This is a genomic window from Mesorhizobium sp. WSM4840 (assembly GCF_055811755.1).
The window spans coordinates 23955-35667 of the sequence record NZ_JBVVQD010000030.1 but is presented as its reverse complement, the minus strand read 5'-3'; the positions used below and the strand labels follow the sequence as shown (position 1 = coordinate 35667).

12 protein-coding genes and 2 pseudogenes are annotated in these 11713 nt (G+C 62.3%); 7 read left to right on the top strand and 7 right to left on the bottom strand.

Going from position 1 to position 11713, the window contains the following annotated elements:
- Nucleotides 1-50 precede the first annotated feature (50 nt).
- On the bottom strand, nt 51-932 hold the full coding sequence (locus tag AC0L3I_RS29340) for a DMT family transporter (RefSeq protein WP_473529205.1): 882 nt from the start codon (nt 930-932) through the stop codon (nt 51-53).
- 184 nt (nt 933-1116) lie between these two features.
- On the opposite strand from AC0L3I_RS29340, the gene AC0L3I_RS29335 reads away from it, so the two are divergent.
- Complete coding sequence (locus AC0L3I_RS29335; protein ID WP_473487261.1) at nt 1117-1623, top strand: hypothetical protein; 507 nt, start codon at nt 1117-1119, stop codon at nt 1621-1623.
- A gap of 37 nt (nt 1624-1660) precedes the next feature.
- Here the strand turns inward: AC0L3I_RS29335 and AC0L3I_RS29330 are convergent, their stop codons facing one another.
- Nucleotides 1661-2989, bottom strand: a complete 1329-nt coding sequence (locus AC0L3I_RS29330; protein ID WP_473529204.1) for a DNA polymerase IV — start codon at nt 2987-2989, stop codon at nt 1661-1663.
- Between the two features lie 68 nt (nt 2990-3057).
- Here AC0L3I_RS29330 and AC0L3I_RS29325 point away from each other — a divergent pair, with 68 nt between their 5' ends.
- The 4 genes and pseudogenes from AC0L3I_RS29325 (at nt 3058) to AC0L3I_RS29310 (ending at nt 5841) form a co-directional block, all read left to right on the top strand.
- Entirely contained in the window at nt 3058-3633 is a 576-nt protein-coding gene (locus AC0L3I_RS29325; protein ID WP_473487263.1) for a GNAT family N-acetyltransferase, read from the top strand.
- A 151-nt stretch (nt 3634-3784) separates the two neighbouring features.
- Nucleotides 3785-3916 (top strand): annotated as a pseudogene (locus AC0L3I_RS29320) (DUF6065 family protein); the annotation flags it as partial.
- A 71-nt stretch (nt 3917-3987) separates the two neighbouring features.
- Nucleotides 3988-4203 (top strand): annotated as a pseudogene (locus AC0L3I_RS29315) (S8 family serine peptidase); the annotation flags it as partial.
- 150 nt (nt 4204-4353) lie between these two features.
- Nucleotides 4354-5841 carry a hypothetical protein gene (locus tag AC0L3I_RS29310; protein ID WP_473529203.1) on the top strand — a complete coding sequence of 496 codons (1488 nt, stop codon included), beginning with the start codon at nt 4354-4356 and terminating at the stop codon, nt 5839-5841.
- 24 nt (nt 5842-5865) lie between these two features.
- Here the strand turns inward: AC0L3I_RS29310 and AC0L3I_RS29305 are convergent, their stop codons facing one another.
- Nucleotides 5866-6165, bottom strand: a complete 300-nt coding sequence (locus AC0L3I_RS29305; RefSeq protein WP_473487265.1) for a DUF3572 domain-containing protein — start codon at nt 6163-6165, stop codon at nt 5866-5868.
- A gap of 250 nt (nt 6166-6415) precedes the next feature.
- Between AC0L3I_RS29305 and AC0L3I_RS29300 the strand changes: the two genes are divergently transcribed.
- Together AC0L3I_RS29300 and AC0L3I_RS29295 are read left to right on the top strand one after the other, a co-directional pair.
- On the top strand, nt 6416-6772 hold the full coding sequence (locus AC0L3I_RS29300) for a response regulator (RefSeq protein WP_287247952.1): 357 nt from the start codon (nt 6416-6418) through the stop codon (nt 6770-6772).
- A 33-nt stretch (nt 6773-6805) separates the two neighbouring features.
- Nucleotides 6806-8179, top strand: coding sequence for a PleD family two-component system response regulator (locus AC0L3I_RS29295; RefSeq protein WP_473487266.1), 1374 nt, complete (start codon nt 6806-6808; stop codon nt 8177-8179).
- A 541-nt stretch (nt 8180-8720) separates the two neighbouring features.
- On the opposite strand, the gene rpmG is transcribed toward AC0L3I_RS29295, so the two are convergent.
- The 4 genes from rpmG to AC0L3I_RS29275 all read right to left on the bottom strand — a co-directional run bounded on the left by rpmG (nt 8721) and on the right by AC0L3I_RS29275 (nt 11705).
- Complete coding sequence (gene rpmG, locus AC0L3I_RS29290) at nt 8721-8888, bottom strand: 50S ribosomal protein L33 (RefSeq protein ID WP_006201775.1); 168 nt, start codon at nt 8886-8888, stop codon at nt 8721-8723.
- A gap of 325 nt (nt 8889-9213) precedes the next feature.
- Nucleotides 9214-9669, bottom strand: a complete 456-nt coding sequence (locus tag AC0L3I_RS29285; protein WP_473529202.1) for a YqfO family protein — start codon at nt 9667-9669, stop codon at nt 9214-9216.
- Nucleotides 9670-9773: 104 nt separating this feature from the next.
- Entirely contained in the window at nt 9774-10949 is a 1176-nt protein-coding gene (locus AC0L3I_RS29280; protein WP_473487268.1) for an MFS transporter, read from the bottom strand.
- Nucleotides 10950-10970: 21 nt separating this feature from the next.
- The gene (locus AC0L3I_RS29275) at nt 10971-11705 is read right to left on the bottom strand and encodes an NUDIX hydrolase (RefSeq protein ID WP_473529201.1); all 735 of its coding nucleotides are present in this window, start codon (nt 11703-11705) and stop codon (nt 10971-10973) included.
- Nucleotides 11706-11713: the final 8 nt, after the last annotated feature.

Here is an 11713-nt window from a genome sequence, read left to right as displayed (position 1 = left end):
CTTTAACGCATTTTGTCGGACGCCAAACGAAGACGTTTGGCTGCAAAATGCTACGACGCTGCCACTTCCGCTGGTTTGGTCGCTTTCTTCTGCAGATTGAGCAGATTGCCGAGCAGGATCAGCAAGGCTCCGCCGGCGGTGAAAGCGTCGATCTGCTCCTGATACAGCAGCCAGCCGATCAGCGCCGACAGCGGCACGCGCAAAAAGTCCATCGGCGAGATGACGGTTGCGTCGGCATAGGCGAGCGCGCGGGCCATGCAGAAATGCGACGACATGCCGGTGAAGGCGATCAGCAGGAGCCACGGCCACAGTTCGAGCGGCGGGTTGCGCCATTCGTAGAGCGCCGGGACAAGGCCGAGCATCGACTGGATGACCAGCATCCAGAAGATGATGGACACGACGCTGTCCGTCCGCGTCAGCGATTTGACCAGGACCACAGATATACCGAAGCAGACCGCGGCACCCAGCACGACAACATGTCCCGGATCGACGGCACCGACGCCCGGACGGACGATGATCACCACGCCGATCAGCCCGAGCACGATGGCCGCAAGTCTGGGCCGGCTTAGTCTTTCACCAAGAAAGCCGACCGCCAGAATGGCCGTCCAGATCGGCGTCGTGAATTCGATGGAGATCAGCACGGCCAGCGGGATCAGCGTCAAGGCGTAGAGCCATGCCGCCTGGCCGACATAATGGACGACGTTGCGGGCGATATGGGCCAAGGGGCGTTTGGTGTGCATCGCTGCAAAACCGCCCGACATCATCACCAGCGGCAGGAGGATGAAAAAGCCGATCACCGAGCGCAACTCCAACACCTGGAAGACATTGAGCTCGGCTGTCGTGGCGCGGCCGGCGACCGACATCGTCAGAAACGAAGCAATCGACAGCGCCATCCAGAATGCGGCCTTGGGGAGCGAGGGTGAGGGTGCCATGCGCGTATGTCGCAAGCCGCGACTTTGATCGCAACCGCTAGTCGGCGCATTCGGCTAGGCCAAAGGCGGCGCGATGCGAAAAGGTCATGTTGAAGACGGAACCTGCCGTGACGGAAGGCGTTGATCCTCAGTATTTGCCCGACCTTGGCAGGAAGTGTCTCCGATCTCAAGGAGGAGAGATTCGATGAAATCATTCGTGCGATTTCTATTTGCCGGCGGGCTGCTAGCTGCGGCCGGCGCGGCTCATGCCGACGAGGCAAATTTCCTCAGCTCGTTCCAGGGGAAATTCACCGGCAAGGGTACCGTCCAGGTAGACACCGATGCACCGACGGTGAATGTCTCGTGTAACTTCAATTCCGATGCAACCTCGACGTCATTGTCCCTGGACGGCAGCTGCCGCGGTCTTATCGTGGTGACGCGTGCCATCAGCGCGGATCTGAAGTCCAGCGGGACGAAGTACACCGGCGTTTATGTCGGATCCCGCACCGGGCCGGCACAGCTCAGCGGCAGGCGCTCGGGCAATGCGATCAATCTCGGCATCCGCTGGGCGAAGAATGTCAACGGTGATCGCAAGGCGCAAATGACGGTCGAGAAAACCAGCGGGAACGGCATGCGGCTGACGGTCACCGACCTCGATCCGAAGACCGGCGAGAAGGTGGTGACCAGCCGGATCGATCTGCGACGCAGCTGATCTTCTTGTCTGGCACGATCTTTTCCGAACCGAAGGCTCAGTCCTCGATCGGTTCGGGCGGGTAGGCGCCGCGGCCCTTGCCGAAAGTATAGCCGGTCTCCACCGCCTTGCGGCCGAACTTGTCGCGCAGCGTGTCGATGGCGCCTTCGGCCATGGCCCGCTTGCGCGACTGGATGTCGACGAGGTCGGGCGGATCGGCCTTTTCGTCGTCCGAGAGGTCGCTGACGCCGATGCCAAGCAGCCGGTATTTCGTGCCATCCGCTTCCTTGCGCAGCAGCTCGAGCCCGGTCGAAAAAATGCGGTCGGCCAGCCGTGTCGGGTCGCCGAGCTGGCGGTTGCGCGTGCGGGTCTTGAAATCCTGGGTCTTCAGCTTCAGCACGACGGTGCGCCCGGCGATGCCGGATTTCTTCAGCCGCCCCGAGACTTTTTCGGACAGCGCTCTCAGCACCGAAACCAATTCATCCAGGGACGCAATGTCGGTGTCGAAGGTGGTCTCCGCCGAGACGCTTTTCGCATCCTGGTCGGGATGGACGCGGCGCTCGTCCTCGCCGCGTGAAAGATGGTAGAGCCGGTCGCCCATCACGCCGTAGCGGCGCATCAGGTCATTGCGCTCCAAGCGCTGCAATTGGCCGATGGTGCGGATGCCGTCCCGTTCAAGCGTGGCGGCGAAAGCTTTTCCCACGCCCCAGATCAGCGTCACCGGCTGCCCGGCCAGGAATCCGGTCGCCTCGGCCTCACCGATCACCGAAAAGCCGCGCGGCTTGCGAAAGTCCGACGCCACCTTGGCCAGGAACTTGCAGTAGGAAAGGCCTGATGAAACGGTGATGCCGATCTCTTTCTCCACGCCGAGCGCGAAGCGCGCCAGCACAACCGCCGGTGGCAAGCCATGCAGGCGCTCGGTGCCGGCAAGGTCCAGAAACGCTTCGTCGATGGAGATCGGCTCGACCAGCGGCGTCAGCGCCTGCATCATGGCGCGCACCTCGCGGCCGACGCGACCATATTTTTCCATGTCCGGCGGGATGACGACCGCTTCCGGACAGGCTTCGAGCGCCTTGAACATCGGCATCGCCGAGCGCACCCCATGGATGCGGGCGATGTAGCAAGCGGTGGAGACGACGCCGCGCTTGCCGCCGCCGATGATCAACGGCCGGTCCTTCAGCGCCGGGTTGTCGCGCTTTTCGACCGCCGCATAAAACGCGTCGCAATCGATATGGGCGAGATGCAGCCGGTAGAGCTCCGGATGACGGGCAAGCCGTGGACTGCCGCAGCGTTCGCAGCGCCGTGCCTCGCTGCGCTGAAAGGTCAGGCAGTCGCGGCAAAAACCGTGATCGGGATTGTTGACAGGAGCCGCCATCGCTGCGAACATAAAGAGAACAAAGGCAATGGTACGTCAGGACGGACGCCACGACAAGGCGGTGGGCCGGGAGAGAGCTCGTGAATACGACCATAGCGCCGCTGGTGCCCGAGCTTTGGGCGGATTTCGAAGATCTGTTCGGTAAGCAAGGCGCCTGCTACGGCTGTTGGTGCACACATTTCCGGCTGTCGCCGGCAGTGCGCCGCGCCAGCAACCGGGAGCGCAACAAGGACCACATCAAGGCGCGGATCGAGGCCGGGCCGCCACCAGGCCTGCTGGCGTTCGAGGATGGCAAGGCGGTCGGATGGATGCAGATCGGCCCGCGCGCCGACGTGCCCGAATGGAACAATAAGGGCAGGGGGTCGGCGCCGGTCGATCCCGCCGACGCCACGGATCCGGGCGTCTGGGCGATCTCATGCTTCTTCATCCGCGTTAAGGCGCGCGGCAGGGGCGTGACGCACCGGCTGGTCGAAGGCGGCATCGAGTTTGCTCGCCAGAATGGCGCGCGGCTGGTCGAGGCGTGTCCGATCGACCTGTCGAAAGATTCGCGTTCGATCGGGCTGTTCGTCGGCTCGTCGCGGGTCTTCGAGAAAGCCGGCTTCGAGAGGCTGGTCGAGCGCAAGGCAGGCCGGCCGCTGATGCGACTGGTGCTTTGAGCCAGTGCCGCTGTGCGCGCCGCTGCCGCGGCGGTCGCTCGGCGGCGGCCAAACCGTCGCGGCCGGCCTGCATAGTCAGACAGTTGACGTCCAGCAGGAATAAATCCGCCTGCGGCCCGTTCCTCCTCGGATTTTTCCATGGAGGCTATCGATGTTTCATTTTTCCCAGACCACTCGCCCGATCCGGTTTGTCTGTCGGCCGGAAGATCATGGCGTCATCGCGCCGCCAGTGGCGGCCAAGACGGTCTTGCCGGACTGGTTCCGCAAATTGCCGGCAGTCGATGCGCAGCCCGCCGTCCCTTTGCCGTTGCAGGCGCCGGACCAGATCGTGGCGACCGGGCTGAGTTCGCCTGACGGCCGAAGACCGGCACCTCCTTCGCGGCGCCATTTGTTGCCGCCGCAGCGGCGTTGATGAAATCGGCAAACAGCAACGCCACCGCAGCCGACATTCATGACGCGCTCGGCAAGTCGGCGGAAGATCTCGGCGCGCCGGGAAAGGACGCCGTCTTCGGCTGGGGCCTGCTCAATGCCCGCGGGGCTTGCGTCGTCACGCCGAGGAAGGCGACGTGAAGCTTCACTGTTGATGCCGAAGGGACAGCCGGGGGCGCGAAGGATCACTACAAATCGGCTTCTAGCGCCAAGGAGGGATTGCACCTCGTCCGTTTCCGCTTACGGTTGCGGTTGGCGTTTTTGTCACAAGAATAGCAACGGAGATTCTGCGTGAACCGTGTTCTTCCGGCCGTCTTTGTCCTCGCGCTCAGCGCACCCGTCTTCGGCCAGACCGTTGACAACGAGGGTGCGAAGCAGCTCTCCGAAAATCTGTCCCGCTATATCGGCAGTAAGGCGAGCAGTCTCCTGAAGGTTTCCGTGGAAGGCGACGCTTACAAACTCGCTGTCGACGTCAAACCTGTCGTGGACCTGCTGGCGGCGCAGCATTCCTTCAAGTTCGACTTCAGCCCCTACGCATTGCTCGTCAAGCCGGGCAGCAACGGGACATGGAGCGTCTCGGCGGATGTGTCGCAAAGCGGTTCCTTCGAGTTCAAGGGGCCAGAGGGCCCGCAGAGCATGCAGTTCTCGATTACAGACGGCAAGTTTTCCGGCGTCTACGATCCCGAACTGGCAGCTTTCACCAGCGCCACACACTCGATGGCCGGAATGACGATGAATTCCCGGGACACCATGCAGCGCGCCAAGGTGAGTACCGGCGCCGGTACTGCCACCATGAACGCAACCAAAGCTGCTAATGGCGGCGTGGATTTCACCGCGACGCAGACGGTCGCCGATTTCGCCGAAGCACTTGATTTTGACGACCCCAAAAGCGGGTTGAAATTCCCGCTTACGATCAAATCACCGGAGCTGTCGGTGAATGCGACCGGCAAAGGCGTGCGGACAAAGCCGTTTCTCGATCTGCTGGCATTTGCCGTCGCCAATGAAGACGAGACCAAGCTGAAGGCCAACCAGGCGCAGCTCAAATCACTTTTGCTCGCCGCGCTGCCGCTGTGGGAGCGGATCGACGGCAGCTACGGATTGAAGGACGTTACTGTCGAAAGCCCGGTTGGACATTTCGGTGCGGCGGAGCTGGGCACCAGCTTCGGGTCCGACGGCATCGCCCAGAACGGAGCAATCAACTATACGATCAAGGCCGCAGGATTGACGATCCCTCCGAATCTTGTGCCCGCCTGGGGTACGGCGCTGCTGCCCACCGACATCAATCTGAATTTCGGCGGCGCCAACTTCGATCTCTACAGCATGGCGAAAAAGGCGATCGAAGCCTTTGATCTAAACAAGAATCCGCCGCTGCCGGCTGACTTTGGCGATCAGATCAAAGCTGATTTCATGGCCAAGACGCCGAAATTTGTCATCGGCCACAGCACGGTGAAGAACGGCGACATGGAAATCGCGATGGAGGGCGAGATGACGTTCCCCGGCATGAAGCCCGAGGCAAATGTGACGATCGATATTGCAGGCTACGACAGAATTGTGGAAAGCCTGCAGGCGGCGGCGAAGTCGGAGCCGGAAGCCGCGCAATATGTGCCGGTGGCGCTTGCGATCAAGGGATTCGGCAAGACGCTGCCGGACGGCCGCATCGAATGGGTCGTCAACGGCAAGCCGGACGGTTCGGTCACGGTCAATGGTGTCATGGTGAAGCCGGCCGATCCGGTTTCGAATGATGAAGGCGACGACAGCGAAGAAGAAACGACGCCGTAGGCGTTTTCGCGATCCGATCGTCGCTCATATCGAATGTTCATGGTCGTCGTCGCCAAGCGGCAGCGCCCGCAGCGCCTTGCCGACGGAAGCCGGCGGCGTGCCGGTTTCCTCCGCGAACCGCATGAGCGTCGGCTCGTGGGCGAGGATGAACTGCAGCACGCCGGCCAGGAACCCCGGCTCGCCGGCGGCAAGGCGGATGGAATGCGCCTCGATGCCAGTGATCGCCAGGAAACGGGGCAGAAGTTCCGGATCGGCGGCAACGAAGCCCAATGCCTTCACGGCAATGATTTCCGCTTCCTCGCGCATTGACGCTGCGTTTGCCATCACTACCTTCTTGCGCGGTGGAATGAGTCTCTTTTTGGCAGTAATCGCAAGCGTCGGCTGCGGCAAGCCACCTAGCTCTGCAATGCGGTGTTCGAGGTGAAATCCGAAGCTTTTCCGGCAGCCGGTTTCCGTTTCGTCAATTATATTGCCGTAGAGTCGAGCAGGGTTTGGTGCGTACCGGCGAGGGCGCATGACGGCAACCTTCGAGCGGAAGGCAGGCCGGGACGGGAATTTGATGCCTAAGAAGGTCATGATTGTCGAGGACAATGAGCTCAACATGAAGCTCTTTCGCGACCTCATCGAAGCGAGCGGCTACGAGACGGTACGCACACGCAACGGCCTGGAAGCGCTGGATCTGGCGCGACTGCACAAGCCGGACCTCATCTTGATGGACATCCAACTGCCCGAAGTATCGGGGCTGGAAGTGACCAAATGGCTGAAGGAGGACGACGACCTCCATGTCATACCGGTCATTGCCGTCACCGCATTCGCGATGAAGGGCGACGAGGAGCGCATCCGCCAGGGTGGCTGCGAAGCCTATATTTCCAAGCCGATCTCGGTGCCGCGTTTCATCGAAACCATCAAATCCTACCTGGGCGACGCCTGATGCGCCCTTCCAGCCGAGCCGGAGCTTTATAAGATGACCGCACGGATCCTCGTCGTCGACGACATCCCTGCCAATGTAAGGCTGCTCGAGGTCCGGCTGCTTGCCGAATATTTCGAGGTGCTGACAGCCACCAACGGGCTGGACGCGATCGAGACCTGCGAAAACGGCAAGGTCGACGTCGTGCTGCTCGACGTGATGATGCCTGATATGGACGGGTTCGAGGTCTGCCGGCGGCTGAAGAGCGATCCGGCGACGTCGCACATCCCGGTCGTCATGATCACCGCGCTCGACCAGGTTTCGGACCGGGTGCGCGGCCTCGAGGCCGGTGCCGACGATTTTCTGACCAAGCCGGTCAATGATCTGCAATTGATGACGCGCGTCAAAAGCCTGGTCAGGCTGAAGACGTTGACGGACGAGCTGCGCCTGCGCGCCTCGACCACGCGCAATATCGGCATCGAGGAGCTGTTGAGCCGCAACTTCGCATCCGCAGACACCGCGCCGAAGGTTCTGCTGATCGACGAGCGCAAATCTTCCGTCGAGCGCGTCCAGAAGATGCTGCGCGGCAGCGCCGACCTCGACATTGCCACCGATCCGCATGCCGGCTTCTTCCAGGCCGCCGAGACGCCCTACGAATGCGTGATGATCTCGACGGCCTTTGCTGATTTCGATCCGCTCAGGCTCTGCTCGCAACTGCGTTCGCTCGATCGCACCCGTTTCGTGCCGATCATCCTTCTGGCGCAGCAGGGTGAGGAGGGGCGCATCGTCCGCGGCCTCGAACTCGGCATCAACGACTATCTGATGCGGCCGATCGACCAGCAGGAGCTGACCGCTCGGCTGCGCACGCAGGTGCGCCGCAAGCGCTACAACGACCAGCTTCGCGCCAGCGTCACCCAGACCATCGAGATGGCGGTGACCGACGCCCTGACGGGATTGCACAACCGCCGTTACCTCGACAGCCATCTGCAGACGCTGTTCGACCGTGCCGTGGCCCGGCGACGGCCGCTGTCGATGATGATCACCGATCTCGACCGCTTCAAGACCATCAACGACGCACATGGCCATGACGGCGGCGACGAGGTGCTGCGCGAATTCGCGCGGCGGCTGCGCAAGAATGTGCGCGGCATCGATCTCGCCTGCCGCTTCGGTGGCGAGGAGTTCGTCGTGGTGATGCCGGACACGGACGGCGCGGTCGCCGAAAAGGTCGCAGAGCGCATTCGCGCCGAGATCGCCCATATGCCGTTTGCCGTTGGTCATGACGGCAACACGATCGAGGTTACCGTCAGCGTCGGCGTGTCGTCGGTGCTGAAGGGCGTGGATACGGTTGCCGGGCTGATGAAGCGCGCCGACCTCGCGCTCTACGAAGCCAAGAGCGCCGGCCGCAACCGCGTCGTCGCCAACGCGGCCTAAAGTCCGTTGATATTCAGCTGACCTGCAAATGGCAGTGTCCTGCGCTTCCGGTACTGACTTACCCGAACGCACGCTCCGTCCCGGTTTTCGGGAGCCATTTTCGACTCAGCCTCACCTGAATCTCAACAGACCTCAGTTCAGGGGCAGGCGCCGACGCCTGATTATCCAGTCAGTGCGACAGGGTTACGAATTTACCTTAACGCAAGCGATTCGCCGGGCTTGGTTAAGAAATTGTTGATTTTCACAGGCTGTTGCGCAAATGTGCAGACCAATGACGGAACCGGCGCGAGGGTAGATCGCCGGGTCGATCCGAAGAATACCCCATGATTCAGGTCCGCCGCATCTCCTGGGTCCGTGGGGTCGGCCGGCCGGCGCTGGCACATAGTGGCCTCCTCGTACCGCTGCCAAACGCCGACCGGCCCCCTCTCAAAATGACATCAAGACTCTGCGCCAAGCATTGGAATTTTGGACTTTTCGAAGCCTTGAAAACAAAAACGCCGCCCACAGGGCGGCGTTTTGGCTTTAAAGCAGGAAACCAGATTTACTTGATTTTGGTTTCCTTGAACTCGACGTGCTTCTTGGCGACCGGATCGTATTTGCGGAACGACAGCTTGTCCGTCTTGGTGCGGCTGTTCTTGCTGGTCACGTAGAAGAAACCGGTGTCGGCGGTCGACAGAAGCTTGATCTTGATGTTTGCGGCTTTGGCCATTGTATCAGTCCGTTATGTTCGTGGGGTTTTGGCCGCTGGAGCACGGGGAAACACCCGGACGCGGGAAACTTGGCGCGACACATAAAGAACGCGCCCGGAAAGTCAACCCCGTGAGGCTGCCTCGTCCTTCTCCCCTTGTGGGAGAAGGTGGATTGGCGCGCAGCGCCAAGACGGTTGAGGGGTGCTGGACGGAGTGCCGTCAGTGCCAAGCTGGAGCACCCCTCATCCGACCGAGCGGAGCCTGTCCTCGGGCTTGCCGGAGGCAAGACCCGTGGGCTCGGCCACCTTCTCCCACACGGGGAGAAGGGAAGGCTGCTTTCCGATTCTATGCATCTTCCTTAATTGGAGCGGCCTTCTTCCAGTCTCCCGTGGTGTTCCACCAGCGGTTCGGGTTGGAGCGGTCGTCCAACCCCTTGGAGCGGCTGGCGAGGATCGGCTGGATGCGGATCACCGGCTCCTGATAGCTGTGGGCCTGGAAGATCGTTTCGACGATGCGGGCCGCCAGCGCCTGGTCGTCGGGCAGCTCGAACGACACTTCCACCGTACCCGGCCGTCGGCGCAATTCCGTCTCGGCGCCGGCGGCAGCGCCTTCGAGCGGCCGGTAGCGCTCGATGCCATGCTCCGACTGGTAGGCATTGCTGTCGTATTTGTCCATGGTCAGCGGCGCGATCGCGACCACCGCTTCCATGATGCGGTCAACATCGCCGACCGGTGCTTGAAAGGTCACGAGCAGCAGCAATTCCATCCGCACCGATTTTGTTTCGAACCCGGAGTCGATCATGGTGGCATCCTCAAATTCGTGGCGTGTTGCTGACAATCTATCCAAGTGCTGCTGACACGGTTATGTCAGCAGCCTCGCGCCACATGAGGCATCGATCGGTCTTTCTACAGGATTTTTCGGACCAGCCTGGCGCCGACCAGCGCGATATAGAAGGCGAAGAACATGCCGAGCGCCCAGCCGAAGCCCGAGGGTCCGAAAAGGTCCATGCCGATGCCGATCGCCTGCGGGCCGAGCACCATGCCGACACCGTAGCAGAGCACGAAGGCAGCGTTGGCCGAGGCCAGGTCGTGCCCGGAAAGCTGCGAGCCGAGATGGGCCAGCCCGATCGTGTACATGGCCGCGACCACGCCGCCCCAGACGAACAGAAGCGCCGCCATCAGGTGCCAATTCTGCGCGAAGTGCGGCATGAAGATGGTGCCGGCAAGGCCGATGATTGCACAAGCCAGAAGCAGATAGCGGCGATCGCTGACACGGTCGCTGATCATGCCGAGCGGGATCTGCAACAGCACGTTGCCGAGGCCGATCATGGTGAGCAGCAGGGCGGCGTTGGCCTCGGAATAGCCGATGCGATTGCCATAAACCGGGAACAGCGCAAAGCCGCCGGTCTCGACCGCACCGAACACCAGCACCGCGGCGGTCGCCGTCGGCACCAACCAGATGTAGCGCAGGAAGTTGCTGGTTTCGCCATTGGAGACGATCGTCGGGCTCTCGTTGCGTGCCGCCAGAACTGGAATGGCGGCCAGCGTCACCAGCGCCATGATGACGCCGAAGGGCAGGAAGCCGGTGCTGCCGAGATGGGCGAACAGCCACGGCCCGGCGGCAAAGCCGAGCGACAGCACGGTGGCGTAGATGCCGAGGACAAGGCCGCGCCGGTGCGGCGGCGCCGATGTGCTGATCCAGAATTCCGACAGGATGAACAGCACCGTCAGCGCGATGTGCAGCAGGACGCGCAGCGGAAACCACATCCAGAAGTCCGGCGCGAAGTGGAAGCCGACAAAGGCCAGCACTCCCGTGGCGATCATGGCCAGCATCGTCCAGGCGACGCCGAACCGCATGGCGAGCGGGGTGGCGAGCGGTGCGCCGACGATCGAGGCGAGGCCGGCGACAGCGGTGTTGAAGCCGATCATCGACGCCGAATGGCCGCGCGTTTCGAGGATGACGCTGAGCAGCGGCATGCCGAGGCCGATGGCGATGCCGACGACGCTGATCGACGAGATCGCCGCGATCATTGGCAGCCAATGTACGCGTTCTTCGACCTCTTGCTGGGTATCGACTGTCATGGGATGTGAATGCTCTATGCTCTACAGAATTTCGCGAACGAAGCGATTGCCGACAAGCCGGTAGAACGGCACGGAACCACCGGGGCGCAGCAGCGGATCATCGACGAGCCGCTTTTCCAGCTCTTCGAGGATAGCCCTGGTGATGTCGGGAATATCAGCTTCTCTGGCCTTGGCGAGCGGCAGCCAGACCAGTTCCTCCAACTCGTTGGTCGGACCGCCGTCCGGCAGCTCCACGGCGACATCTTCGCGCCAGGCGCTGAAGAAGCGCGTGTCGAAGCGCCGCACCCGGTTTGGCGGCGTGATGGCGCGCGCGATGAAGCGCAGCGCTTCCAGCGAGGGTCTTACGTCGTGCTCGACAAAACCCTGCCAATCGCGCCTCGTCGTGGCGAAGGCGCCCTTTTGGCCGATCAGCAGGCCGGCTTCTTCATAGGTCTCGCGGATCGCCGACAGGGCGATGGCGCGGGCGCGGGCCGGGCTGGTGCGGCCGACGCCGGCGGTCAGCCTCGCCTGTTCCTCAGGGTGCAACGCGGTGGCGACGGGAATTCGGCTGTCGGCCGGATCGGTGCGGCCGCCGGGAAAGACGAATTTCCCCGGCATGAAGGCGTGACGGGTGTGGCGCCGGCCCATCAGCACCAGGAACTCGTCGCCCTTGCGGTCGAGCAGGATCAGCGTCGCGGCGTCGCGCGGGCGTATAGGCTTGGCGTCGAGCGCGATCCGCTCAACCTTGTCGACTTCCGCCTTGGTCATAACGTCCATGCGCACGA

Excerpts from the sequence above, each read along its gene's own strand:
- AC0L3I_RS29340 (WP_473529205.1), bottom strand. The coding sequence starts at position 932 with ATGGCACCCTCACCCTCGCTCCCCAAGGCCGCATTCTGGATGGCGCTG.
- AC0L3I_RS29335 (WP_473487261.1), top strand. The coding sequence starts at position 1,117 with ATGAAATCATTCGTGCGATTTCTATTTGCCGGCGGGCTGCTAGCTGCG.
- AC0L3I_RS29330 (WP_473529204.1), bottom strand. The coding sequence starts at position 2,989 with ATGTTCGCAGCGATGGCGGCTCCTGTCAACAATCCCGATCACGGTTTT.
- AC0L3I_RS29305 (WP_473487265.1), bottom strand. The coding sequence starts at position 6,165 with ATGGCAAACGCAGCGTCAATGCGCGAGGAAGCGGAAATCATTGCCGTG.
- AC0L3I_RS29300 (WP_287247952.1), top strand. The coding sequence starts at position 6,416 with ATGATTGTCGAGGACAATGAGCTCAACATGAAGCTCTTTCGCGACCTC.
- AC0L3I_RS29295 (WP_473487266.1), top strand. The coding sequence starts at position 6,806 with ATGACCGCACGGATCCTCGTCGTCGACGACATCCCTGCCAATGTAAGG.
- rpmG (WP_006201775.1), bottom strand. The coding sequence starts at position 8,888 with ATGGCCAAAGCCGCAAACATCAAGATCAAGCTTCTGTCGACCGCCGAC.
- AC0L3I_RS29285 (WP_473529202.1), bottom strand. The coding sequence starts at position 9,669 with ATGATCGACTCCGGGTTCGAAACAAAATCGGTGCGGATGGAATTGCTG.
- AC0L3I_RS29280 (WP_473487268.1), bottom strand. The coding sequence starts at position 10,949 with ATGACAGTCGATACCCAGCAAGAGGTCGAAGAACGCGTACATTGGCTG.
- AC0L3I_RS29275 (WP_473529201.1), bottom strand. The coding sequence starts at position 11,705 with ATGGACGTTATGACCAAGGCGGAAGTCGACAAGGTTGAGCGGATCGCG.